Below are 24,195 nucleotides of genomic sequence, written 5' to 3'. Positions count from 1 at the left end.
CCGGAAGCTCCGGCGCGGCGCTTCATTCCGCTTAGCGGAAAACAGATTGCTGCCGCTGCGGCTTGCTGCAGTACAGGCCATGCGGCATGATCCGGCCCTCGAAACGGACCTGATGGAACGAGGTCCGCGCTGCAAGGGAGAATTGGAATGAGACGAGTTTTGGCCGGCGTGTTGGCCTGTGCGTTTGCGATCTCGGCGAATGCGTCGCTGGCGCAGGACAAGCCTCCGCTGAAGCTCGGCGGCATCCTCGATATGTCGAGCCTCTATGCCGACATCACCGGCTCGGGCAGCGAAACCGCCGCCAAGATGGCGGTGGAGGATTTCGGCGGCGAGGTGCTTGGCCGCAAGGTCGAGATCGTGGTCGGCGACCATCTCAACAAGGCTGACCTCTCCGCCAACATCGCCCGCGACATGATCGACAACCAGGGCGTCGAGATGATCTTCGACGTCGCGGCATCCGCGACCGCGCTCGCCGCTGCCGAAATCGCCAAGGCGCGCAACAAGATCATCATGTTCAACGGTCCGGGCTCGATCCGCCTCTCCAACGAGGCCTGCGGCCCCTATACCGTGCACTACGTGTTCGACACCTTCGCGCAGGCCAATGTGACCGGCCTTGCCGCGGTGAAATCCGGTCTCGATACCTGGTTCTTCCTGACCGCGGACTACGCGTTCGGCCAGGACCTGGAAAAGGACACCAGCAATGTCGTGGTGAAGTCGGGCGGCAAGGTGCTCGGCAGCGTGCGACATCCGATCAACACCTCGGACTTCTCCTCCTTCCTGCTGCAGGCGCAGGCCTCGAAGGCCAAGGTGATCGGCCTTGCCAATGCCGGCGGCGACACCATCAACGCGATCAAGCAGGCGGCGGAATTCGGCCTCACCAAGAGCGGCCAGAAACTGTCGCCGCTATTGGCCTTCGTCACCGACATCGACAGCGTCGGGCTCGAGACCGCGCAGGGCCTGTTGCTGGCGGAAGCCTTCTACTGGGATCTCAACGACGACAGCCGCGCCTTCACGAAGCGCTTCATGGAACGCACCAAGCGGGTGCCGACTTCGGCACAGGCCGGCGTCTATTCCTCGGTGACGCACTATCTCAAGGCGGTGAAGGCCGCCGGCACCACCGATGCGGCCGCCGTCATGAAGGTGATGAAGGAGACACCGATCAACGACATGTTCACCAAGAACGGCAAGATCCGCGAGGACGGCCGTATGGTGCACGACATGTATTTGTTCGAGGTCAAGAAGCCGTCGGAATCGAAGGGCCGCTGGGACGACTACAAGCTGGTAGCGACCGTGCCGGGCGACCAGGCCTTCCAGCCGCTGTCGGAGTCGCGCTGCCCGCTGGTGAAGAAGTGACGAAGTGACGAAGTCACGCAGTCATCCCGGGGCGTGCGAAGCACGAACCCGGGATCTCGAGGTTCCGGGGCTGGTGCTTACGCACCATCCCGGAACGACGGATTCAAAATAACAACGAAAGGCAAAACGCCATGAGCGATAATCAGATGGTCCTCCAATCCCTCGACAAGGGCCTGCTCACCATCACCATGAACCGTCCCGATCGGCGCAATGCGCTCAATCCCGACATGACGCGCGGCCTCGTCGAGGCGGCGCGGCGGGCGCAGGACGATACCGAGGTGCGCGCCGTGCTGATCCGGGGCGCCGGCGGCACCTTCTGCGTCGGCGGCGACGTCAAGTCGATGGCGGAAGGCCGCGCCCCGCTGCCGTTCGAGGCCAAGATGGCCAACCTGCGCCGCGGCATGGAGGTCTCGCGCATCCTGCACCAGATGCCGAAGCCGGTGGTGGCGCAGCTCGACGGCGCCGCGGCCGGCGCCGGGCTCTCGATCGCGCTGTCCTGCGACCTCCGCGTTGCCGGCGCCTCCTGCAAGATCACCACCGCCTTTGCCAAGGTTGGCTTTTCCGGCGACTACGGCGGTACCTATTTCCTGACCAAGATGCTCGGCAGCGCCAAGGCGCGCGAACTCTACATGATGTCGCCGGTGCTGTCGGCGCAGGAAGCCTACAACCTCGGCATGGTCTCCAAGGTGGTGCCCGATGCCGATGTCGAGGCCGAAACTCTGGAACTGGCGCGCTCGCTGGCGCAGGGCCCGTCAGTGGCGCTCGGCTACATCAAGCGCAACATCAACAACGCCGAGACCATGACGCTGGAGGCCTGCTTCGACGGCGAGGCGATCCATCACACGCGTGCCGGCGAGACCACGGACCACAAGGAAGCGGCAAAAGCCTTCGTCGAGAAGCGCAAGCCCACCTTCCAGGGGCAGTAAACCATGGCCGAGTACATGCGGCTGCGGCAGATCTGCCTGGTGGCGCCGCAGCTTGCGCCCGTGATCGCGGACATCTCCGCGATCATGGGCCTCGACGTCTGCTATCGCGACGGCAACGTCGCGAAATACGGCCTCGAGAATGCGCTGCTGCCGGTCGATACCATCCTGCTCGAAGTCGTCGCGCCGTTCCAGCCGGGGCCGGGCACGGCGGCCGGCCGCTTCATCGAGAAGACCGGCGGCCGCGGCGGCTATATGGCGATCTTCGCTTGCGAGGATCCCGACGCGCGCGGCGCCAAGGCCAACGCGATGGGCGTGCGCACCGCCAACGTGATCACGCACGCGCCGTATCACGGCGTGCAACTGCACCCGCGCGACTGCCGAGCCGCCTTCATCGAGTTCAACCACACCGACGGCAGCGACGACGTGCTGGGACCGTACCCGCCGGCCGGCCCCGACTGGCAGAAGTCGATCCGCAAGGACACGACTTTGGCGCTGACCACGGTCGAGATGCAGAGCCCCGAGCCTGAGGCGTTGGCGACGCATTGGGGCAGGATCATCGGCATTCCCGCCGATGGTGCCGTGGTGAAGTTGCCGAACGGCACCTTCCGCTTCGTCAAGGGCGACAGCGAGATCATGAGCGGCTTGACGTTCAAGGTCGCCGACAAGGCGAAGGTGCTGGAAGCCGCAAAAGCCAGAGGCTGTGCGGTGAAGGGCGACGAGTTCCTGCTCTGCGGCGTGATGTTCAAGCTGACGTCGTGACGTCGTAGCCCGGATGGAGCAGAGCGAAATCCGGGACTGTGCTCTCCGCGGGTAGACCGACCCCGGATTGCGCTCCGTTGCATCCGCGCTACGCATCTTTCTCCCGTCATCCTGAGAGCCTGACTGAAAAATGAGTGAGTGATCTCAGTGGGGTGTGATTCCATCGGATTTGCAGAGATTCGAGGGAGAGCACGATGCCCTGGACCAAGATCACTCGGGAGCAATATCGGCGGGACGATCTGCGTTATGCAAGCGATATGACCGATGCGGAGTGGGCGCTGATCAGACGCCTGTTGCCGCGAGCGAACCGGCGCGGCCGGCCGCGTAAGACGGAGCTGCGTCGTGTGATCGAAGCGATCCTCTATATCGTTTCGACCGGCTGCCAGTGGCGGGCGTTGCCGCAGGAGTTCCCGCCCTATTCGACGGTGCAGGGCTATTTTTATAGATGGCGGGATACAGGCCGGTGGCAGAGGATTGTCAGCGTGCTTGTCCGACGGGCGCGAAAAAAGCTTGGACGGACACCGAAGCCGACGGCAGCCGTGATCGACAGTCAAAGTGCGCCGACCACCCAAGCTGGCGGACCGCGCGGCTACGATGCAGGCAAGCGCATCTACGGCCGCAAGCGGCATATCGTGACGGATACCAATGGCCTCCTCCTCGGGGTTCATGTTCATCCGGCCAACGTTCAGGACTGCCATGGCGCCGTACCGCTGCTGAAGAACGTGCGGATGAACTTCCCCCGGCTGCGCCACGTCTTTGCCGACCGGATCTACCGCGGAAATCAACTCCTCGACGCGCTCTCAGACTGCGGTCCATGGACTGTCGAGATCGTCGAGCGGCCTCAAGGCGTCAAAGGCTTCCAGCTTCTGCCGAGGCGGTGGGTGGTTGAACGCACATTCGCTTGGTTCGGCAGATGCCGCCGCCTCGCCAAGGACTTCGAGGCGACGGTGGCAACCGAAGCTGCCTGGCTGCTGATTGCACACATCAGGCTCCTGACCCGCAGACTTGCCGCTGCTGGTAAGGTTGGGTGACTTATGAGTCAGACTCTGAGGAGCGCGGAACGCGCGTCTCGAAGGGTGCACGGCCCGGCTGGTGGCCGTGCACCCTTCGAGGCTCTCTTCGCTCGCACCTCAGGGTGACGGTGAACGATTGGTGCTTGCGGGGAGAGCGGTTGAGCCGGCGGCGGTGATCCAATATCGTCAAGAGCAACAACAACAATCGGGAACACGCTCCCCATGCCGCATCCGCTCGATACCTTCTTCGCCCCAAAAAGCATCGCGCTGATCGGCGCCTCGCGCGATCATGAGAAGATTCCCGGGCGGCTGCTCGCGATGCTGCGCAAGAACGGCTATCCCGGCGCGCTCTATCCGATCAATCCGAACTATGACGAGATCGACGGGCTGAAATGCTTCAAGTCGGTCGCCGAGATCGGCGCGCCGATCGATCTTGCCGTTATCGTCATTCCCGCCCGTGCGGTGCTGCCGGCGCTGGAGCAGTGTGCCGCCACCGGCGTGAAGAACGCCGTCATCATCTCGTCCGGCTTTGCCGAGGAAGGCGGCGACAGCGCTGACATGCAGGATGCGATCGTCGCGCTGGCGAAGCGGACCGGGATGCGGATCAGTGGGCCGAACGCGGAAGGGTTTTACAGCCAGGCGCAGAAGGTCGCCGCGACCTTCAGCCCGACCGTCGACGTCAAGCCGGATGCGCCCGATCTGATCGCCGGCAAGCGGCGGATCGGCATCGTCGCGCAGAGCGGCGGCATCGGCTTTGCGATCTATCATCGCGCCAAGGCGCTCGGCGTCGCGCTCAGCTATGTCGTCAGCGCCGGCAATGAGAGCGATCTCGGCGCCGGCGAGTTCCTCGACTACATGGTGCAGGATGCCTCGACCGACGTGATCCTGCTGTTCATCGAGGGTATCCGCGACGTCGACAAGTTCTTGGCGGCGGCGAAGCGCGCGGCAGAGCTCAAAAAGCCCGTCATCGTAACTAAAGTGGGCCGCTCCGGCGCTGGCGAGCGCGCGGCGGCCTCGCACACCGCGAGCATGGCCGGCTGGTCGGCGGCCTATGACGCGGTGTTCGCGAAATACGGCTTCATCGTCTCCAACGACCTCGACGAGGCCGTGACCATTGCCGCGGTTCTGACCACCAATCCGCTGCCGAAGGGCGATCGCGTCGCGGTGCTGACGGTGTCAGGTGGCGCCGGCATCTGGGGCGCCGATACCGTCTCGATGCAGGGCCTGCGCGTGCCGGAGCTTTCAGCCGCGATCCAGAGCCAGATCAAGCAATGGATGCCGTCCTACGGAGCGGCGGGCAATCCGGTCGACGTGACCGCGCAGGGCGTGTCATCCGGCGGACTGCAGAAGAGCATCGAGCTGTTCGACACGTCTGATGAAGTGGACGCGACGCTGGTCGTGCTGTCGCTGTCGAGCGAGACGCGGATGCCGTTCAAGGAAGCCGAGCTGAAGCCGTTGATCGCCGCGCAGAACAAGCCGGTGGTGTTCTATTCCTACACGCTGCCGTCGCAATTCGCGCGGCAGGAACTGGCGAAGTCGGGCGTGGTGGTGCTGTCGGGGCTAACCCATGTCGGCGTCGCGATGCGGCGGCTGGCGGACTATGCCGCCTTCAAGCCCGCGCCGGAGATCTCGGCATCAGCGTCGCCGGCGCACGATCTCTCCATGCATCTCACGTCGAAGACGTTGTCGGAATATGACAGCAAATCGCTGCTGCGCGCGGCCGGCATTGCGCTGCCGGATGAGGTGCTGGTGACCGACCGCGACGGGCTCGACGCTGCGATCGAGCGCGCCGGATTTCCACTGGTCATGAAGATCCAGTCGCCCGCGATCGCGCACAAGAGCGAGGTCGGCGGCGTCCGCGTCAACATCGCCGCCAAGGGCGCGGCATTCACGGCCTATCGCGACATGCTGGAGACGGTGCAGAAGCAGCGGCCGGGCGCTGAAATCCAGGGCGTGCTGGTCGGGCCGATGGCCAGGAAGGGCGTCGAGATCATCGTCGGCACCATGACGGACGCGACCTTCGGGCCGATGGTGATGGTGGGGCTCGGCGGCATCACTACCGAACTGTTCAAGGACGTGGTCTATCGCCCCGCGCCGGTGAGCCCGGCTGAAGCGAGCACGATGCTTGAGACGCTGAAGGCCGCGCCGCTGCTGCACGGCTTCCGCGGCGCGCCGAAGGCCGATGTCGCGGCACTGGCGCGGTTGATCTCGCAGATTTCGGTGCTGGCGGCGCAGCACGCGAACGAAATCGCCGAGATTGAGGTCAATCCGGTGCTGGTGCACCCGGAGGGGCAGGGCGTCACGATCGTCGATGCGCTGGTGGTGCCGAAATAACTCGGTGTCGTCCCGGCGAAGGCCGGGACCCATAACCACCGAAGTGAGTTGTAAGAGGAGCCGACGCCGCTTGTGCCCTTTCCACGGGCCGCGGCGTATAGGTCCCGGCTCCCGTGCGCAATTGCGCACTAGGCCGGGACGACCCGTGGAGAGAGCGGCGCTTGCAGCTACCGCCCCTTGAAGTTGGCGACGCGGCGCTCGGCGGTGGCCTTGACGCCTTCCTTGAAGTCTTCGGTCGCGCGCAGCTTGGTCTGCTCGGCGAGCTCATGGTTGGTCGCGGCGAGCACGCGGTCGGCGAGGTTGGCGCGCATGGTGGCGCGGGTCGAGACCAGGCCGAGCGGCGAGCATTCGGCGATCTCCTGCGCGAGTTTCATCGCTTCCGCCCGCACCTGATCCTGCGGCACCAGCACATTGGCGAGGCCCCAGCGATAGGCCTCTTCGCCGGTGACGCGGCGGCTGGTGTAGAACATCAGCTCGGCATTGTTCTTGCCGATCAGTTCCGGCAGCGTTGCGGTCAGGCCGAAGCCCGGATGGAAGCCGAGCTTGGTGAAGTTGGCCGAAAAGCGTGCCTCGGGGCACGCGACGCGGAAGTCGGCGGAGACGGCAAGGCCGAGGCCGCCGCCGATCGCGGCGCCATGGATCGCCGCGACGATCGGCTTCTTGTTGCGGAAGATGCGCACCGCCTGAACGTAGAGATGGTTGATCGGCAGGTTCGAGGCCGGATCGCTCTTGGCGCGTTCCTCCTGCTCCTGGCGGGCGGGATCACCGAAATTGGCGCCGGCGCAGAACGCCTTGCCCTGGGCTGCGAGCACCGAGGCGCGGATCTCGATATTGTTGTCGAACTCCTCCAGCGCGTCGGCGATCTGGTTGATCAGCGCGACGTCGAAGAAGTTCAGCGGGGGTTTTCGGATTTCGATCAGGCCGACATGGCCGTGGGTTTCGACGCCGATATCAGTGTACTTGGTCATGATCTGTCCTCGTTGAATTAGCGCAGGCGAGCCCGCGCGGCTAGCGCAGACCAAGTCCGCGGGCGATGATGCCGCGCAGCACTTCCGTGGTGCCGCCCTGGATCGTCAGCTTGGGCGCGGTCTTGATGGCGAAATCGAGCTGCTTTTCCAGCGTCTCGCGGTTGGTCGCGGTCTCCTCGACGAACGCGGCGAGATCGCGCACGCGATGCGGCAGCTGCTGCTCCCACACCGTGCCGATGTCCTTGACGATCGAGGCCTCCACCACCGGCTCCTTGCCGGCCTGCAGCATGCCGGCGACCGATACCGACATGCGGCGCATGGTGTGAACCTGCGCCACCAGGCGGCCGATGCCCTCGGCGCTGCGGGTGTCCGGGTTCTTACCGACCGCGCGCACGAGCTCGGTGAGCACGTAATAGGTCTCGAGAAACCGCTCGGGACCACTTCGCTCATAGGCGAGCTCCGACGTCGCCTGCTTCCAGGCGCCATCGACCTCGCCCAGCACGTGATCGTCGGGCACGAAGTAGTCGGTGAACACGACCTCGTTGAACTCGAACTGGCCGGTGATCTGGCCGATCGGATTCACCTGGATGCCCGGCTGCTTCATCTTGACCAGGAACTGGGTCAGGCCGTGGCGGCGGTTTTCCTTGGTCGGCGGCGAGGTGCGGAAAATCGCGATCATGTAGTCGGCAATGTGCGCCGACGAGGTCCAGATCTTGGTGCCGTTGATCAGATAGCCGCCGTCGGTCTTGGTTGCACGGGTCTTCGCCGCGAACAAATCGGAGCCGGAGTTCGGTTCGCTCATGCCGATGGCGAAGCAGACCTCGCCGCGGCAGATGCGCGGCAGGATGTCCATCTTGATGTGCTCGGGCGCGTATTTCAGCAGCACCGGCCCGCTCTGGCGGTCGGCGACGAAGAAGCGCCGGGTCGGCGCGTTCGCCACCCGCATCTCCTCGGTCACCACATAACGCTCGAGGAACGAGCGCTCCTGGCCGCCGTATTTCTTCGGCCAGGTCATGCCGAGCCAGCCCTTGGCGCCGACGCGACGGGAGAATTCCGGCGCGTCATTGTCCTCGCGGTTCGGCGCGTGGGGATCGAAGGTGCCGGCGGCGATTTCCTCGGCGAGGAAGGCGCGCACCTCCTTGCGGAGCTGCTCGCATTTTTCCGGCAGGCGGATCGGATCGAAACGAAGGGCTGCAGTCATGATGTCCAGTCCTGATCTTTCTGCCTGATCTCAGCGCGAAGCCACCAGCGGCCACAATTCATCGGCGCCACGATTCGCGACGAGCTTGCCGAGCTCGACCGCCCAGTAGCTCTCCGAGCCGAAATCGTCGCGCCAGGCCAGCGCCCGCAGCGAATAGCGGTGCAGGATGTGCTCGATGGTGAAGCCGATCGCGCCATGCACCTGATGCGCGATGCCGCTGCCCTTCTCCGCCGCTTCCGAGCAGCGGACCTTGGCCGCTGCGGCTTCCAGGAACACCGCATCAGTGTCCAGCGACTTGGCGTTCACGATCGTGTCCGCCGCCGAGGTCGCAGCGGCCAGTGCCGCGGCGTTTTCGCCGGCGAGACGCGCGAGGTTGTGCTGCACCGCCTGGAATTTCGAGATTTTCTTCTCGAAGGCGATGCGCTCATTGGAATAGCGCACCGAGATGTCGAGCATCGCTTCCAGCGCGCCGGCGATCTGCAGGCTGCGCACCACGCCGCCCATCAGCATCAGCGTGGACTGGTCAAAACCCTTCGGCGCCGGCCTGGTCGTGACCGGCTGCACCTTGTCGAGCGTGACAATGTCGTTGTGATCGCCGCCGAGCCCGATGCCGGATTCGATCCGGCACTTCGCTGCATCGATCAGCGCGATCGACACGCCGCCATTGCCTTCAGCCAGCACCGCGAAATGTTTTGCGTCCTTGGCGAACGGCACGCCGCGGGCGCGGCCGGAGAGCGAGCCGTCGGCGTTGAGCGTCACGCGGTCCTTCGGGCTTGCCGGCAGCACGGTCATCTCGCCTTCGGGAGAGGCGATCCTGGCTTGCGTCAGCAGCCAGCCGGCCAGCATTGTTTCGGCCAGCGGAACAGCGATCGCATGCCGCCCAGCGACGTTGAGGACGCTGAATCCTTCGGCGAGGCTGGCGCCGGAACCGCCGAGATCGTCGGGCACCCAGGACAGCGGCAGGCCGGCTTCGGTCAGCGCCTGCCACAGCGGCGCCTTCCATGCGCCCTGCTTGTCGTGATTGATGGTTTGGGCATCCGCGAGATCGGCGAAAATCTTTTCCGCGGTCTCGGCGACGATGTTTTCACTCTCCGCCACAGCGTTCCTCGTGTTGATTGGCTCGGGCTGGCTGTTCGGCCATGCCCTGCTTGCGATGTTGTCTTGCGCTCAATGATGCGGAAAAGCCATAGCCGTGACAAGCGCTGCCCGCAGGGCCACTTGCGCGGATGGCATGAAGCCGGACTTGGCGCATGAATTCCGCATAGTGAACTTTCGATTGTCCCCGTTTGTATGCCACGCACACGCGCAAACCGGCCGCCGACATAAGTTCAGTCCGCCAGATGAAACTCGATTGCCTTCCGCATCAGGTCGGCGAACTCGGTCTCCTGGGTGACCAGCGCGTCGTTCAATCCGGCCACGCACAGCACCAGCAGTTCGTTCGATTCCGCAATCGGCGGCAGGTTCATGGCGACGGCGCCCGCGCCCGGCTCGTGACCAGGCCGAGCGAGAAGGCGTGCCCCTTGGCGCGGACCTTCTTCAGTTCAAGCAGCAGCGCCTTGATGTCGACCTGACGATCGGGCCGGCTCTCGTTGGCGTTGATCAGGCGCACCAGGCGGCGCACCTCCTTGTCCGGATAGGCCGACAGCAGCGCGTAACCCGACGCGGATCGCGCCAGCGGCCGCAGCGTTCCGGCCTTGACATACAGCCGCATCGGCAGCTTGGCCTGAATGATATGGACATACTGCGCGCTGAGCCCGTTGCGCACCGCGAGCATGATGGTCTCTCCGGTCCGCGCGGAGAGCTCTTCCATCAGATTGACCAGGCGTCCCTTCGTGAACAACGCCGGGCTCAGCCAGTGCCCCAGCATCGAGATCCGCGGCGTCGGGATATAGGTGCGGCGGCTGGTGTCATAGTGGAGATAGCCGAACGCCGTCATCGTCCGCATCAACGCCGAGGTGCTGGATTGCGGGAACTTGAGCGCGGCCGCGACTTCGATCGCGGAGGCGGCGCGCTGGTGCTCTTCGAAGAATTCGAGCACGTCGAACACGCGCCGCGCCGACTTGACTGCATTGTCCATCTTCGGCAGGTCGCGCGAGGTGTCGCCGGGGAAATCGGGGCCGTCGAAAGACCGCGCGCCGGCAGCCGCGCCGGCCTTCGCTACATCCTTCTTCGCCACCGGCATCGCTATCGTCCCTGCTGCGCCACCCGCCGCTTCAGCCACCAGCCATATTGCTCCGGCCAACTCGTCCACTCCGGATCGCATCCGAGCGCAAGTGCCGTCTGCGCGGGCCAGTTCGGATTCCACAGCAGTTCGCGGCCGAGTGCAATAAGCGTCGCCTTGCCGTCCCGCAAAATGGCTTCGGCGTAGTCCGGTTCGCGGATCAGCCCGACCGCCACCGTCGGCATGCCGACTTCCTTCTGGATGCGCTCGGCGAACGGCACCTGGAAGCCCGGGGTGCGCGACACCAGCGAATTGCCGCGCGGTAGCTTCATGCCGCCCGACGAGCAGTCCACCATGTCGATCCCGATCGCCTTCAGCTCCGCCGCAAACGCGATCGAGTCCTCGATCGACCAGCCGATGTCGACGCCGTCGACCGACGAGATGCGGACGAAGGCCGGCAGATGGCTGGGCCACTCCTCGCGCATGATCGCCGCGATCCGCAGCGGCAGGCGCATGCGGTTCTCGCGCGACCCGCCATACTCGTCGTTGCGGTTGTTCGCCAGCGGCGACAGGAACGAGTGCATCAGATAGCCGTGCGCGCAGTGCAGCTCGATGACGTCATAGCCGGCCGCCCTGGCGCGACGAAATGCCTGGCGATAGTCGTCCACCAGGGCATCGATCTGCTCTGAAGTCATCATCTGCGGTGCCGGCCAGCCGTCATCGAAGGGAATGCCGCTCGAGGCCGCGATCTGCCATGGGCCTTCGCCGCGTGCCTTGATGTCAGCTTCGCCGAGCGGGTTGCCGCCTTCCCACGGCCGCTGCGAGGAGCCTTTCCGGCCGCCATGTGCGATCTGGATCGCGGCCTTGGCGTTGAAGCTGTGGATCAGCGCGGCGAGGGCGGCGTGGTCCGCGATGTGCGCATCGTCCCAGATGCCGAGGCATCCATGGGTGATGCGCCCCTGGGTGTTCACCGAGCTCTGCTCGACGAACACGAGGCCGGCGCCGCCGGCGGCGAGCTTGCCGATATGCGCGGTGTGCCAATCGGTGGCGCGCCCCTCCCGCGCCGAATAGGTCGCCATCGGCGAGACCATGATCCGGTTCTTCAGTTCGAGATCGCGCAATTGCAGTGGGGTAAACAGCAGCGGCAGCTCAGTCATGGGATGTCCAGCCTTGCCTGTGGTTTCTTGCCTGTGACTTGCGAGTTTCGTCAGAGCGATCATTTCTTCAGCAGCGGACAGGCGCTCTCCTCCGGCGTCGCGAACGCCTCCTTGCCCGGGATCACCTGAACCAGCTTCTCGTAGTCCCAGGCACCCTTCGATTCGGCCGGCGACTTCACCTGCACGAGATACATGTCGTGGATCAGCTGGCCGTCCTCGCGCAGGAATGCGTTGCGGGCAAAGAAGTCATCGATCGGCATGTCCTTCATCTGCGCGATCACCTTGGGGCCGTCGTCGGTGCCGGATTTCTCCACCGCCTTGAGATAGTTCATGACCGCGGAATAGAGACCGGCCTGCACCATGGTCGGCCGCTTCTTGGTCCTGGCCATGAAGCGCGCGGCAAAGTCGCGGGTCTTGTCGTCGAGATCCCAATAGAAGGCGGTCGCGAGCTGCAGCCCCTGGGCGGCCTGCAAGCCGATCGCGTGGATGTCGCTGGTCTGCATCAGGAAGGCCGCGAGCTTCTGCGTGTGTGCCATCCCGAATTCCTGCGCCTGCCGGATCGAGTTGGCGAGATCGCCGCCGGTGTTGGCAAAGGCGATCACGTCAGCCTTCGAGCTCTGGGCCTGCAGCAGATAGGACGAGAAATCCATGCTGTTGAGCGGATGCCGCACCTCGCCGGCGATGCTGCCGCCGACCTTCTCCACGGTCCTGGCCGCGTCGTTGCGCAGGGCGTGGCCGAAGGCGTAGTCGACCGTGACGAAGTACCAGCTCTTCGCGCCCGACTTAGCCAGCGCCCGAACCGTGCTGTTGGCGAGCGCATAGGTGTTGTAGGTCCACTGCACCGAATTCGCCGAGCAGCCCTTTCCGGTCAGATCGGAGGAGCCGGCCGACGACACCAGCATCGCCTTGTTCTTCTGCTTGGTGAGCTCGAGCACGGCGAAGGCGACGGCGGAATTGGCGAAATCGACGATGACGTCGACATTCTCCTGCTCATACCAGCGCCGCGCGATGCCGGCGCCGATGTCCGCCTTGTTCTGATGGTCGGCATCGACCATCGCGATCGGCTTGCCCAGCACCTTGCCGCCGAAATCCGCGATCGCCATCCGGACCGCTTCGACCGCTCCGGGGCCGGCGGCGTCGGCGTAGAGTCCGGCCTGATCGGTCAGCACGCCGATCTTCACCGCGTCGTCGGAAATCTGCGCGTGGGATGGCGCGGCGGCGAAGGCGACTGAGAGGATTGCAGCGCTCGCGGCGATCCATCCGTATCTCGATGTCATTGTCCTTGGTTTCCTCTAGTTCGATTGCCTTATGGCGTTGATCTTGTCTTGCCGCAGGTCGATCATGCCCGGATGCGACTGCGGATCCCTGTCCGCGCCGAGCAGCACGTGCTTCTGGATCTTGTTGGTCGAGGTCAGCGGCAACTCGGCGACGAAAGCGATCCACGCCGGCAGCTTGAACGCCGCCAGGCGTTCGCGGCAGAAGCGGAAGATGTCCTGCGCGAGCACGCGTGAAGCATCGGTGCCGTCGTTGATCACGATGAAGGCCGCAACTTCCTCGTCGCGGATCGGATCGCGCGCGGCGACGACCGCCGCCTGCTTGACCAGAGGCGACGTCGTCAGCACGGCCTCGACCTCCGCCGCCGAGATGTTTTCGCCGGCGCGCCGAACGAGATGCTTCAGCCGGTCGACGAACACGAAGGCGCCGTCCTCGTGCTGCCAGGCGCTGTCGCCGGTGTGAAACCAGCCGCTGCGCCAGGCCTGCTCGGTGGCCTCGGGGTCTTTCAGATAGCCGGAGAACAAGCCGCGCCGCGGCGTCGCTTCCGAGTGGCGCACGCAGAGTTCGCCGACCGCGCCTGCCGGCAGCGCATTGCCGTCGGCATCGAGGATCGTCATTTCGAGCCCCGGTACGCTGCGGCCGATGGTGTTGGTCTCGAGATGGCGCGGCTCGACCGTGTTGAACGGACTGCGCCCGGTCTCCGTCATGCCCCAGCCTTCGACGAAGGGGATGCCGAAGCGCTCGCGGGCCCGCGCGCGCTGCTCGGGATTGGCGCCGACGCCCATCGAGAAGCGCAGCGCATGGGCCTTCTCGTCCGGCGTCTCCGGCTGCGCCAGCAGGGCCGCGACGATCACGCCGAGATAATGCAGCACGCTGGCGCGGCCTGCGACGATGTCGTGCCAGGCAAATTTCGCGTTGAAGCGTTCCGGCAGGATCAGGCAGCCGCCGGTCAAGACCATCGCGATCGGGGTCAGCGTCAGGCCGGCCATGTGGAACAGCGGCAGCGGGCTGTAGAGGCGCTCCGTTCCGGCATGATACGTCGCCTCGCCGCCGTGGCTGACGTACCAGCGGCCGGTCGAGACCACGTATTCATTGGTCAGGATGCATCCCTTCGGACGCGCCGTCGTGCCTGACGTGTAGAGCAGCGCAGCCTCGGTCTCGCTTCCCGGCTCGCCGGCGCGCGGTGCTGGCCGCCTGGCCGGCGGCACTTTCTCGACGCTGGCGCCGAGATCGTCACCGGAGACGGTGAGCAGCGGAACGTCGCCGGTCAGCGCCTTCTGCAATTCCTTCTGATCGGCCAGCGTGACGATCAGGTCGGGTTCGGCATGCGCGATCAGGTACTCGATTTCCGCCGCGCGATAGGCCGGGTTGATCGGAACGATCGAGACGCCGATGCCGTTGAACGCCAGCCAATGCACGATGAAATCGGGGCGGTTCTCCAGCAGCAGGCAGGCGCGGTGTCCGTGGCCGAAGCCTGCTGCGCGGTACTGATCGCGCAATGCGCAGACCTGCCGCGCAATGTCGCCATAGGACAGTTCGATACCATCGGGAAAGTATGCGCGGTCAGCACGCGCGGGAATGCAGAGAAAGGGTTTGAATGCTGCCGCATCGGATGTCGCAGCGAACGTGCTGAACACGGTGTACATCGTGGCGAAACTTCCCTTTGACGGCCGCTGATCGATGCCAACGATGCCGATCCGAAAGAGCCGGGTGCTTCGTTGAGCGCATTTGTCATGCGATCGCGACGTTGCGCGGAAGCTATAAGGACGAATAATATGCTGTCAAATCCATTATGAGTTTCCATAAAACTCATATGCAGTTTGAAGCCAAAAGCGGAGGTAACGAGATGAAGATGCATATGTTGTCGGGCGGCCGTCTCCAGATGTCGAAGCGGACCTATCTGCCCGATGCGGCGCGCGGCGAGATGATCGAGCTTCCGGTCGCCTGCGTGCTGTTGCGGCATGCGCAGGGCAATGTGCTGTTCGACACCGGATGCCATCCCGATGTCGCGACCGATCCTGAAGGGCGGCTCGGCACGCTCGCCAAATACATGCGCCCGATCATGCCGGCGGATGATCATGTGCTGACGAGCCTGAAGGCCGTTGGCCTCGGCGCTGATGACATCGACGTGGTGATCTGCTCCCACCTGCACACCGACCATTGCGGCTGCAACGCCTTCTTCAAGAAGGCGACGATCTTCGTCCACGCGCTCGAGATCGAGGCCGCGAATGCCGATAACGCGTTCGATCGCGGATACATCAAGGCGGATTGGGATCATCCGCTGAAGATGGAGATCTTCGATGAGCAGATGGACGTGTTCGGCGACGGCAAGCTGACGCTGGTCCCGCTGCCCGGACACTCGAAGGGAACGACCGGCGCGCTGGTCAAGCTCGACAACAGCGGCGAATTCCTGCTCGCCTCCGACGCGCTCAGTGTGCGCGCCAATCTCGACCAGCGGACCTCGCCGAGGAACAGCCTCGACGTCGACCAGTTCCTGAAGTCGCTCGACGAGATCGCCAGGCTCGAGGCGTCCGGCGTCAAGATCATCTGCGGCCATGACGAGGCGCAGTGGGCCAGCCTGCAAAAGGGGCCGAACGCGTATACGTGAGGATTTGGGCGCGGCTTGCAGATGTCGTTCCACGCGATATGGTGTGCCGCCGCCGGAGTTCATCTGGCTCACAACAACAAGGAAAATGCAGATGTCCAAGGATGGTTTGTGCGCGATCGTGACGGGATCGGCATCGGGACTCGGCGCCGCCACCGCGCAAATCCTCGCCACGCAGGGCGCGCGCCTCGTCATCAATTATTCCAACAGCAAGGCGGAAGCCGAGGCGACCGCGGAAGTCTGCCGCAAGCAGGGCGCCGAGGTGCTGGTGGTGCAGGGCGACGTCTCGCGCGATGAGGACTGCAAGAAGATCGCAGCCGCCGCGCAGGGCTGGGGCCGCCTCGACGTGCTCGTCAACAATGCGGGCACCACCAAGCACGTGCCGCATCACGATCTCGACGGCCTGACCGCGGAAGATTTCCAGCGCATCTACGCCGTCAACACCATCGGCCCGTTCCAGATGGTTCGTGCCGCCCGCGCGCTGCTCGAAGCCGGCGCGAAGGCATCTAGCCGTCCGTCGGCTGTGGTCAACGTCTCCTCGGTCGCCGGCATTTCCGGCGGTGGTTCGTCGGTCGCCTATGCCGCGAGCAAGGGCGCGCTCAACACCATGACGCAGTCGCTGGCGCGCGCGTTGGCACCGTTGATCCGCGTCAACACGGTGTGTCCGGGTTATATCGATACGCCCTGGTTCACCAAGGGCCGCGGCGAGGCCGGCGCCAAGCAGGTGCGCGATGCCGTGGTGGCGCGCGTGCCGCTGAAGGTCGCCTCGACGGCCGAGGACATCGCCAATCTGGTCTGCTTCCTGGCGAGCCCGGCGTCGAGCAACATGACCGGCGAATTCGTCCGCATGGATGCCGGCATGCATCTGATTCAGTGAGGTCGCTATCCGTCTTCCGAACTGCGGCAGAAATGAAAATGCCCGGGCATGGCTCGGGCATTTGCATATTGAGACAGGCTTTGTGCTTGTTCGGTCATTCCGGGGCGATGCGTCAGCATCGAACCCGGAATCTCGAGATTCCGGGTTCTCGCTTCGCGAGCCCCGGAATAACCGTTGAGGATGACGCCTACGGCGTCACCTGTTTCCGATATCCGGGATCACGCGCGCCGCGACCAGCCGATTCCAGATGAACAGCACCACCAGAGCGCCGATCGTGGCGGTGATGAAGCCGGCACCTTGTTCGGGACCGTAATGGCCGATCGCCTGGCCGATGAAAGTCGCAAGAAACGCGCCGGCGATGCCGAGCACGGTGGTGAGAATAAAGCCGCTTGGATTGTTCGGTCCCGGCGACAGGAATCGCGCGATGATCCCCGCGACAAAGCCGACGATGATGACCCAGATGATGCCGCCCATGACTGTCGTCCTCCTCAGATGGAATCAACGCTACCGTCAGAGCCTGCGGTGCAACTCGTCGCCGCTTGGCAGCCGGCCGTCCGGCGTCAGGTGATTGATCGCGTCGGGCAGATATTGGCTGAGGCCCTGCAGCAGTTCGTCGCGCGAGAGGCCGCTCTGCGATGCCAGCGAGTTGATCTGGTCGGCGCCGAGCGCGTTGGCGAGATCGCCGGGCGCGATCTGCTTGTTGGGACCGTTGCTGACCCAGGAATTGGCCGCGTCGCCATGGCCCTTCTGCTGCAGCTGGTTGAGCAGATCGCCGAGGCCGCCGCTGAGCACGGTGCCGGCTGCGCCGCCGGCGAGCAGGCCGCCAAGGCCGCCCTTGAGCAGATCGCTGAGCCCGCCACCGCCTGCGCCGCCGGGCAGGCCTGCGGTGACGTTGCCGGGAGGAAGCGGCGGCGCCTGCGCCGGCTTCGGCTCAGGGGCGCTCGCGTCCGCCTGGCCGCCGGAGAAATGCTTGACCGCCTTCCAGGCGAGCAGCGCGAGGATAGCCATCGTCATCGGCGACATTCCGCCGCCGCTCGAACTGTCGGATGAGGTGCTTGGCGCGCTCGGACCGCGCGGGCCGTTCTGCATGCCGTTGAGTACGTCGAGTAAACCCATGATCGTCTCCTGCCGCAACCGTGCCCCGAGCGGGAAACATAGCTTCCGCCCATGACGGTTACAAGGCGGGCCACCCGGACCGCGGTGCGTCGAAATAGGCAGGCAACCCAAGGTCTGCTATCGAGCCAATGATGAATGGACGTTTGGCCAGATGAACCAGGACCGGCCGATTGGCATTGCGGGCGCGGGAAGCATCGGCTGCTTCGTCGGCGGCACGCTCGCGGCTGCGGGGTGCCGTGTCGTGCTGCTGGCGCGGCCGCGGCTGATCCAGGAGATCGCAGGCAACGGCTTGCGGGTCAGCAGCTTTGACGGCTCCGAGCGGACGGTATCCGCGGACCGGCTCATTGTGTCCGACGATCCGTCGATCTTGTCCGACGTTCAGACCGTGCTGGTGACGGTGAAGAGCGCCGATACCGCTGCGATGGCCGATGCGATCGCGCGCCACGCGCCTGGCGATGCCGCGGTGATCAGCCTGCAGAATGGCGTCGGCAATGTGCCGCTGCTGCGCGACCGTCTGCCGGGCCGCAGGGTGCTCGGCGGCATGGTGCCGTTCAACGTGGTCGCGCTCGGCGACGGCCGCGTCCATCGCTCGACCTCCGGCGACATCGTCATCGCGCAGGATGACGCGGGCACCGCGGCGCGGCTGTCGGTGCCGGGCCTTGCGATCAAGCCCACCGGCGATATCGACGGCGTGCAGTGGGGCAAGCTGATCGTCAATCTCAACAATGCGCTCAATGCGCTGTCCAATATTCCGCTGCGGCAACAGCTCGCGCAGCGCGGCTGGCGACGACTGCTTGCCGATCAGATGGCCGAGGGCCTGGCCGCGGTGCGCGCCGAAGGCATTGCGCCGGTGTCGCCGACGCCGCTGCCGTCGAACTGGATGCCGCCTTTGCTGCGGCTGCCCGATGCGCTGTTCGACATGCTGCTCGGCCGCACCATGAAGATCGATCCCGAGGCGCGCTCCTCGATGTGGGAGGATCTGCAGCGCGGCCGCCGCACTGAGGTCGACTATTTGCAGGGCGTGATTACCGCGATCGCGGATCGCCGCGGGCTCGAGGCGCCATTGTCGCGCCGCGTCATCGCGCTGATCCGGAAGGCGGAGGCGGACGGCAAGGGCTCGCCGGGGCTAACGCCCGAACAGATCCGCGATGGCGGCGACCATGAACGCCGATGATCGTCCGCCACGTCGATCGAACAACAGAGGAGATGACATCATGAAACGGTCCAGCATCATGCTGTTCACGCTTGTTGCGCTCGCGGCCGGCCCGGTCCGCGCGGCGCCGCCGACCGTGACACCGTCGCCTGGCTATGATGCGCGCTTGCAGGAGCAACGCGCGGCGGCCGCAGCAGCCAGCCGAGCGGCCACGCCTGCGCACAAATTCGGTCGCACCCCGGCACCACAAGCGCACCCGCGCGCACTGATCCATCACAGAGACGACCTCAGATGAAGCTGCTGTTCCTCGCGCTTACCTTCGTGTTTGGCTTCGCCACGGCCGCAGGCGCCGCCGACTATGCCGGCTCGATCAGCGCCTACCGGCGTGCCAACCGCATGCCCGCGGTGAAGCTCGACGCGAAGCTGAACGCGATGGCGCTGAAGCAGGCGCAGGCGATGTCGGCGACCGGATCCGTCAGCCACTCCGCGGGCGGCAGCTTCTTCACGCGCATCGCGCCGCTCAAGAAGCAGCGCGCCGCCGAGAATATCGGCGCCGGCTTCATCGCGTTCGCCGAGATGCTGAAGCAGTGGGAGAATTCGCCGGGCCATCGCGAGAACCTGCTGATGCCGGGCGCCAAGCGCGTCGGCGTCGCCTTCGTCGACAATCCGAAGTCGCCGTACCGCAGGTTCTGGGCGATGGTGATTACCGATTGAGCCTGCGGTGTCATTCCGGGGCGGAGCGAAGCGACGAACCCGGAATCTCGACGGCAGAGAGATTCCGGGTTCTCGCTTGCGCGAGCCCCAGAATGACTAAGCGAACCGTCAGTTTCGCTTCGCAACCTTGGTCGGTGGCGGCGGTGTCGGCGTGAACAGCTTCTTCAGGCCGTCCAATCCCTCGGAAAGCCGCGGCCATTCGCAGGAGAACGTACCCTTCACGCAGTTGCTTGCTCGCGGCCGCGGCTCGGGAATGGGGACGGCAGCGCCCCGCGGCTTGACCGGCCTTGCAGCAGGGACGGGGACCTTCGCAGTCTCACTGCGCACCGGCTCATTGTGCAACGACGCCTGCTGGACCTGCGGCGGACGCACCGGCTGTGTCTCCTGCCGCTCGAGCTGTTTCGCATTGAACGCCGCGACGATACGCGAGCGGCGCTGTTGCTCGAGATAGCCGGTATATTCCTGGTCGATCTTCTTCTGCTCGTCCGGCGTCGGATTGGGACCCGCGATGTCGAAGCTGCGGTCCTGCATGAAGTCGTAATAGGTGTAGCCACCGCCAGGCTTGCGACGGCCGGCGAACTTGGCGTTGCAATCGGCGAGTTGCGCGGTTTTGTCTTCCCTGGTCTTCGCCTTCTCGGCGAGGTCGGCGCAGTCCTCGAAGTCCTTCGGTCCACCGCGCCACCATTGCGCGTGCGCGCTCATCGGCGCCAGCACGCAAGCGACGGCGAAAGCGGCAACAGCCAACGTCGATGATCGTGACGGCATCACGGACATTGAGACCAAACCCGAACGACACAGAGTGAGCAGATTGTCGCCATTTTAGTGACACTTGTCACCCGGGAACCCGACGATTTTCCTGACCTGTGGAATGTTGCCGCGGCTGATGGAACACAGCCTTCGCGATTGGAATAATTGAAGAATCTCATCGGAACGGGCCGGGCCGGAGATCAGAACAATTCGCCTTTAATCGTTCACTTCACCCTGTGCAGCAACGCAACCAGTTCCGCCTGCCGGTGGGTGCCGGTCTTCTGGAAGATCGTCTTGAGCTGATTGCGCGCGGTGGCAAGGGCAACGCCGGCTGCCTGCGCGGCCGCTTCGACCGAATCGCCGCGCGCAAGCCGCGCGGCGAGGCGTGCCTGCGCCGGCGTCAGCTCGAACGTCGCCGCCAGCAGCGCCTGATCGAACGCGGCGCTGCCTTCGAGATCGCGGATCAACAGGATCGCGCGCGCCCCGAGGAACGGCGAGCGCGCCGCCGGAGGCACCGGTTGGATCTGGATCACGATCGGCCGCTTGTCGATCCTGCGCACCACGATCGGCGACGACGGCAATGGGTGCAGGTCCGAGCTGTGGGCCAACTGATCGATCAGCCTGGTCAGATCGGCATTGGCCTGTCGGTCGAGCAGGGTGAGGCGATTGTTGCGGATCGCAAGGTCGTAGCCGAGGCAGCGTTCCGCCTGGCTGTTCATGCCGATGATGGTACCGAAGCGGCCGACGGCAATCGCAGCGACCTGGATCAGATCGAGCGCGCCGGTGATGCCCGAGAGTGCGGAGCGGCCGACGACGGCGGAGAGCGTCGCGGCTTCCGTGAGCGGCGCCGACACCCTTTGCAGCGCCTTGATCTCGTCGGCGTCGAACAAGCCTTCCCTGGGCGAACGCTGGATCGTCAGTGCCCACAACGCCGGGCCGGAGTGGAAGCCGATCGCCGCGAACCATTTCAGTCCGAACTCGCCGAGCGTGGCGTAGAGCGGATCGCGCAGCATCTCGGTTTCGGATTCGAACAGATCCGCATCGGTGATGACATCGACGCCAGCATGCATCAGCGGCACGCCGCGGGCCGCGCGGATGTCGGTGAGGTGAAGATTGTGCGGGAAGTAGGTCTTGGTGAAATACTCGGTGATCGAGTCCGTGCGCGGAATGTCTTCAGTGCGGATATCGCTCTGAAGCATCGCAGCGCCGGTCGCGCCGACGGCGGCGCAGACCTCGTCCATGAAGGACGGCCAGGTCGAGGGATCGAGAACCACATCGCCGAGGCGCGCGGTCACATCGTCAAGCCTGTGCAGATCGACCAAAATTCAGCTCCGCCGATGCAAACAGCGTTGTTCTGTCAGGCGAAACAGGCTGCACCTCGTTGCGCCCGGTACCGGGCATAAGAAAACCCAGGGGCCCGATATGCAAGTTAAATCAGCGACAGGCTAGGGGTCGGGTCCGCAAGCGCTGGCGAAACATGATCGAAAATCGGCGGGTCCCGCTGGCCGGTGCGATCCGGCCGCTACGATAAGTGACCATCCTCACGGTGGCCGGCCTCGGTCAGCGCCACGCGGCAGAAGCTGGCGGCGATCGCGACGACCTCTTCCACGGCCTGCGGATATTGCTTCGACACCCAGCGCAGCGCGATCGAGATGACGGCGCCCACCATGCCGACCGAGAGCAGCGAGGCGGCCGCGCCCTTGCCGCTGCGCTTCGGGTCGAGCGCCGGCGGCACCAGGATGTCGCTGAAGACGCGCAAGGCGTCGAGCTTGACGGCATCGACCGCCGGACTGATGCCTGAAATTTCCAGCAGAAAGACCCGGGCGGGCTTCGGGTGCTGCTTCAGCCGCGTGAAATAGAGCGTCAGCGCCGCGCGCAGCCTCATCTCGGCATCGTCGCCTGCGGCTGCAGCGGCCGCGGTCATTTCCTCGTGCAGGTGGCCGACGACATGGCCGTAAGCGGCGATCAGCAGAGCCTCGCTGTTCGCAAAGGACTCGTAGAAATAGCGCTCGGTCAGCTCGGCCGCCTCGCAGATCGCCTTCACGGTGGCGCCGCGATAGCCGACCTCGCCATAGACCTCGATCGCCGCGTCGATCAGCTTGAGCCGCCGCTCGGCGCGGCGTTCCTCGGCGTCCATACCGCCATAGAGGCGGGCTTTCCGGCTGCTTGCCATGAAAGTGTATTGACACGAGGCATTGTCAGATGTCAAGTTATCTGACAATATGTATTGTCAATACTGACACGGGAGGGTCAGGGCGTGTCCGTTCATTTCGACGTGTTGATCGTGGGCGCGGGACTGTCGGGCATCGGCGCCGGCTACCATTTGCAGGCCAACTGCCCTGACCGCAGCTACGCCATTCTTGAAGGCCGCGACTGCATCGGCGGCACCTGGGACCTGTTCCGCTATCCCGGCATCCGCTCCGACTCCGACATGTACACGCTCGGCTATTCGTTCCGGCCGTGGACCGAGCCGAAGGCGATCGCCGATGGCCCGTCGATCCTGAACTATGTGCGCGAGACCGCGCGCGTCTACGGCATCGACAAGAACATCCGCTTCAACCATCGCGTCGTGCGCGCCGACTGGTCGTCCGCCGACTCGCAATGGACGGTCGAGGTCGAGCGCGGGCCGGAGAAGACGATCGAGCGCTTCACCTGCAGCTTCCTGTTCATGTGCAGCGGCTACTACAAATATGAACACGGCTACACGCCCGACTTCCCCGGCATCGCCGATTTCGCCGGCCGCGTCGTCCATCCGCAGAAATGGACCGACGACATCGACTATGCCGCCAAGAAGGTGGTGGTGATCGGCAGCGGCGCGACCGCGGTGACGCTGGTGCCGGAGATGGCCAAGACCGCCGCCCATGTCACGATGCTGCAGCGTTCGCCGACCTATGTCGTGGCGCGTCCGGACGAGGACAAGGTCGCCAACTGGCTGCGCGCGCGGCTGCCCGCGAAACTCGCCTACGGCCTCACCCGCTGGAAGAACGTGCTGTTCGGCATGTATTTCTACCGGCTCTGCAAGCGCGATCCGGAGCGCGTGAAGAAGCTGATCCTCGGCGGCGTGCGCCACGCGCTCGGCCCCGACTACGATGTCGCAACCCATTTCACGCCGCGCTACAATCCGTGGGACCAGCGGCTTTGCCTGGTGCCGAACGGCGATCTCTTCCAATCGCTGCGCAACGGTGGATCGTCCGTCGTCACCGATCAGATCGAGACCTTCACGCCCGGCGGCATCAAGCTCAAGAGCGGCAATGTGCTCGACGCCGACATCGTGGTGACCGCGACCGGCCTCGATCTGCAGGTGCTCGGCGGACTCGAGATCAATGTCGACGGCGCGCGAGTCGATCTGTCGAAGACCATGAACTACAAGGGGCTGATGTATAGCGGCGTGCCGAACCTCGCCGCCGCCTTCGGCTACACCAACGCGTCCTGGACGCTGAAATGTGACCTGACCTGCGAATATGTCTGCCGCATGCTCAACCACATGAAGGCGCATGGCTACGCGCAGGTCACGCCGCGGCGGAACGATCCTGATGTCGCCGAATTGCCCTGGGTGGATTTCTCATCGGGCTATATCCAGCGCGCCGCCGCCAGGTTCCCCAAGCAGGGCTCGCGCCGGCCGTGGCGGCTCTACCAGAATTATGCACTCGATATCGTGACGCTGCGCTTCGGCTCGCTGAAGGATGAAGCCATCGAGTTTCTCCCGGCGCGTCGGGCCAGCGCGGATGCCGCCTCGAATCCGGCCCGGCAGGTGGCGTAACGCGCGACGCGCCGACCGCCGCGCAACTTCGCCCGCGCCCGATGTGGCGCGGGCTGGCGATCACCCGGCAGCTCTG

General features: G+C 64.9%; 24 protein-coding genes. 11 read left to right on the top strand and 13 right to left on the bottom strand.

The window, feature by feature from the left end; genetic code table 11:
* Positions 1-147 precede the first annotated feature (147 nt).
* The 5 genes from ACVW1B_RS33015 to ACVW1B_RS32995 all read left to right on the top strand — a co-directional run bounded on the left by ACVW1B_RS33015 (position 148) and on the right by ACVW1B_RS32995 (position 6,385).
* Entirely contained in the window at positions 148-1,353 is a 1,206-nt protein-coding gene (locus tag ACVW1B_RS33015; RefSeq protein ID WP_253606127.1) for an ABC transporter substrate-binding protein, read from the top strand.
* 131 nt (positions 1,354-1,484) lie between these two features.
* Entirely contained in the window at positions 1,485-2,279 is a 795-nt protein-coding gene (locus tag ACVW1B_RS33010) for an enoyl-CoA hydratase (RefSeq protein WP_076832822.1), read from the top strand.
* Between the two features lie 3 nt (positions 2,280-2,282).
* The gene (locus ACVW1B_RS33005) at positions 2,283-3,038 is read left to right on the top strand and encodes a hypothetical protein (RefSeq protein ID WP_456793460.1); all 756 of its coding nucleotides are present in this window, start codon (positions 2,283-2,285) and stop codon (positions 3,036-3,038) included.
* Between the two features lie 194 nt (positions 3,039-3,232).
* A complete protein-coding gene (locus ACVW1B_RS33000; RefSeq protein WP_253605076.1) occupies positions 3,233-4,069 on the top strand; it encodes an IS5 family transposase in 837 nt (278 codons plus the stop codon).
* Positions 4,070-4,273: 204 nt separating this feature from the next.
* Entirely contained in the window at positions 4,274-6,385 is a 2,112-nt protein-coding gene (locus ACVW1B_RS32995; RefSeq protein WP_253606130.1) for an acetate--CoA ligase family protein, read from the top strand.
* A gap of 167 nt (positions 6,386-6,552) precedes the next feature.
* Here ACVW1B_RS32995 and ACVW1B_RS32990 read toward each other — a convergent pair whose 3' ends face one another.
* The 8 genes from ACVW1B_RS32990 to ACVW1B_RS32955 all read right to left on the bottom strand — a co-directional run bounded on the left by ACVW1B_RS32990 (position 6,553) and on the right by ACVW1B_RS32955 (position 14,793).
* Positions 6,553-7,353: an enoyl-CoA hydratase/isomerase family protein gene (locus ACVW1B_RS32990; RefSeq protein ID WP_456822739.1), complete on the bottom strand. Its 801-nt coding sequence runs from the start codon at positions 7,351-7,353 to the stop codon at positions 6,553-6,555.
* 40 nt (positions 7,354-7,393) lie between these two features.
* Positions 7,394-8,554, bottom strand: coding sequence for an acyl-CoA dehydrogenase family protein (locus ACVW1B_RS32985; protein WP_018269158.1), 1,161 nt, complete (start codon positions 8,552-8,554; stop codon positions 7,394-7,396).
* Positions 8,555-8,584: 30 nt separating this feature from the next.
* On the bottom strand, positions 8,585-9,652 hold the full coding sequence (locus ACVW1B_RS32980) for an acyl-CoA dehydrogenase family protein (protein ID WP_057020166.1): 1,068 nt from the start codon (positions 9,650-9,652) through the stop codon (positions 8,585-8,587).
* Between the two features lie 230 nt (positions 9,653-9,882).
* Positions 9,883-10,020 (bottom strand): hypothetical protein, encoded by a 138-nt coding sequence (locus ACVW1B_RS32975; protein WP_456822738.1) that lies wholly within the window; start codon positions 10,018-10,020, stop codon positions 9,883-9,885.
* Positions 10,017-10,736: an IclR family transcriptional regulator gene (locus ACVW1B_RS32970; protein WP_456822737.1), complete on the bottom strand. Its 720-nt coding sequence runs from the start codon at positions 10,734-10,736 to the stop codon at positions 10,017-10,019. Before ACVW1B_RS32970 ends, ACVW1B_RS32975 begins: the two co-directional genes overlap by 4 nt.
* Positions 10,737-10,738: 2 nt before the next feature.
* A complete protein-coding gene (locus ACVW1B_RS32965) occupies positions 10,739-11,872 on the bottom strand; it encodes an NADH:flavin oxidoreductase/NADH oxidase (RefSeq protein ID WP_253606134.1) in 1,134 nt (377 codons plus the stop codon).
* A gap of 59 nt (positions 11,873-11,931) precedes the next feature.
* Positions 11,932-13,149, bottom strand: a complete 1,218-nt coding sequence (locus tag ACVW1B_RS32960; protein WP_456778028.1) for an ABC transporter substrate-binding protein — start codon at positions 13,147-13,149, stop codon at positions 11,932-11,934.
* Between the two features lie 15 nt (positions 13,150-13,164).
* Positions 13,165-14,793, bottom strand: coding sequence for an AMP-binding protein (locus ACVW1B_RS32955; RefSeq protein ID WP_253606138.1), 1,629 nt, complete (start codon positions 14,791-14,793; stop codon positions 13,165-13,167).
* Between the two features lie 200 nt (positions 14,794-14,993).
* Here ACVW1B_RS32955 and ACVW1B_RS32950 point away from each other — a divergent pair, with 200 nt between their 5' ends.
* Together ACVW1B_RS32950 and ACVW1B_RS32945 are read left to right on the top strand one after the other, a co-directional pair.
* Positions 14,994-15,755, top strand: coding sequence for an N-acyl homoserine lactonase family protein (locus ACVW1B_RS32950; protein ID WP_456822736.1), 762 nt, complete (start codon positions 14,994-14,996; stop codon positions 15,753-15,755).
* A gap of 91 nt (positions 15,756-15,846) precedes the next feature.
* On the top strand, positions 15,847-16,629 hold the full coding sequence (locus ACVW1B_RS32945; protein ID WP_253638043.1) for an SDR family NAD(P)-dependent oxidoreductase: 783 nt from the start codon (positions 15,847-15,849) through the stop codon (positions 16,627-16,629).
* A gap of 195 nt (positions 16,630-16,824) precedes the next feature.
* Here the strand turns inward: ACVW1B_RS32945 and ACVW1B_RS32940 are convergent, their stop codons facing one another.
* Complete coding sequence (locus ACVW1B_RS32940; protein WP_024582682.1) at positions 16,825-17,103, bottom strand: GlsB/YeaQ/YmgE family stress response membrane protein; 279 nt, start codon at positions 17,101-17,103, stop codon at positions 16,825-16,827.
* Positions 17,104-17,139: 36 nt separating this feature from the next.
* Positions 17,140-17,745: a YidB family protein gene (locus ACVW1B_RS32935; RefSeq protein WP_168858718.1), complete on the bottom strand. Its 606-nt coding sequence runs from the start codon at positions 17,743-17,745 to the stop codon at positions 17,140-17,142.
* A gap of 151 nt (positions 17,746-17,896) precedes the next feature.
* Between ACVW1B_RS32935 and ACVW1B_RS32930 the strand changes: the two genes are divergently transcribed.
* From ACVW1B_RS32930 to ACVW1B_RS32920, 3 genes are read left to right on the top strand one after another with little or no spacing between them, the layout of a single operon-like run.
* Complete coding sequence (locus tag ACVW1B_RS32930) at positions 17,897-18,919, top strand: 2-dehydropantoate 2-reductase (protein WP_456822735.1); 1,023 nt, start codon at positions 17,897-17,899, stop codon at positions 18,917-18,919.
* Positions 18,906-19,193 carry a hypothetical protein gene (locus ACVW1B_RS32925; RefSeq protein ID WP_456813614.1) on the top strand — a complete coding sequence of 96 codons (288 nt, stop codon included), beginning with the start codon at positions 18,906-18,908 and terminating at the stop codon, positions 19,191-19,193. The genes ACVW1B_RS32930 and ACVW1B_RS32925 overlap by 14 nt, the downstream gene beginning before the upstream one ends.
* Positions 19,190-19,612, top strand: a complete 423-nt coding sequence (locus tag ACVW1B_RS32920; protein ID WP_253606148.1) for a CAP domain-containing protein — start codon at positions 19,190-19,192, stop codon at positions 19,610-19,612. Before ACVW1B_RS32925 ends, ACVW1B_RS32920 begins: the two co-directional genes overlap by 4 nt.
* 108 nt (positions 19,613-19,720) lie before the next feature.
* Here ACVW1B_RS32920 and ACVW1B_RS32915 read toward each other — a convergent pair whose 3' ends face one another.
* The 3 genes from ACVW1B_RS32915 to ACVW1B_RS32905 all read right to left on the bottom strand — a co-directional run bounded on the left by ACVW1B_RS32915 (position 19,721) and on the right by ACVW1B_RS32905 (position 22,532).
* Positions 19,721-20,386 carry a hypothetical protein gene (locus tag ACVW1B_RS32915; protein WP_057020157.1) on the bottom strand — a complete coding sequence of 222 codons (666 nt, stop codon included), beginning with the start codon at positions 20,384-20,386 and terminating at the stop codon, positions 19,721-19,723.
* 197 nt (positions 20,387-20,583) lie between these two features.
* Positions 20,584-21,681 carry a helix-turn-helix transcriptional regulator gene (locus ACVW1B_RS32910; RefSeq protein ID WP_057020156.1) on the bottom strand — a complete coding sequence of 366 codons (1,098 nt, stop codon included), beginning with the start codon at positions 21,679-21,681 and terminating at the stop codon, positions 20,584-20,586.
* Between the two features lie 200 nt (positions 21,682-21,881).
* The gene (locus ACVW1B_RS32905; protein ID WP_092083175.1) at positions 21,882-22,532 is read right to left on the bottom strand and encodes a TetR/AcrR family transcriptional regulator; all 651 of its coding nucleotides are present in this window, start codon (positions 22,530-22,532) and stop codon (positions 21,882-21,884) included.
* A gap of 84 nt (positions 22,533-22,616) precedes the next feature.
* On the opposite strand from ACVW1B_RS32905, the gene ACVW1B_RS32900 reads away from it, so the two are divergent.
* On the top strand, positions 22,617-24,119 hold the full coding sequence (locus ACVW1B_RS32900) for a flavin-containing monooxygenase (protein ID WP_253606150.1): 1,503 nt from the start codon (positions 22,617-22,619) through the stop codon (positions 24,117-24,119).
* Positions 24,120-24,195 lie beyond the last annotated feature (76 nt).

Source organism: Bradyrhizobium sp. USDA 4502, from assembly GCF_054063355.1.
Note: the sequence above shows the minus strand (reverse complement) of the source record. Positions and strands in the feature narration are given on the sequence as shown.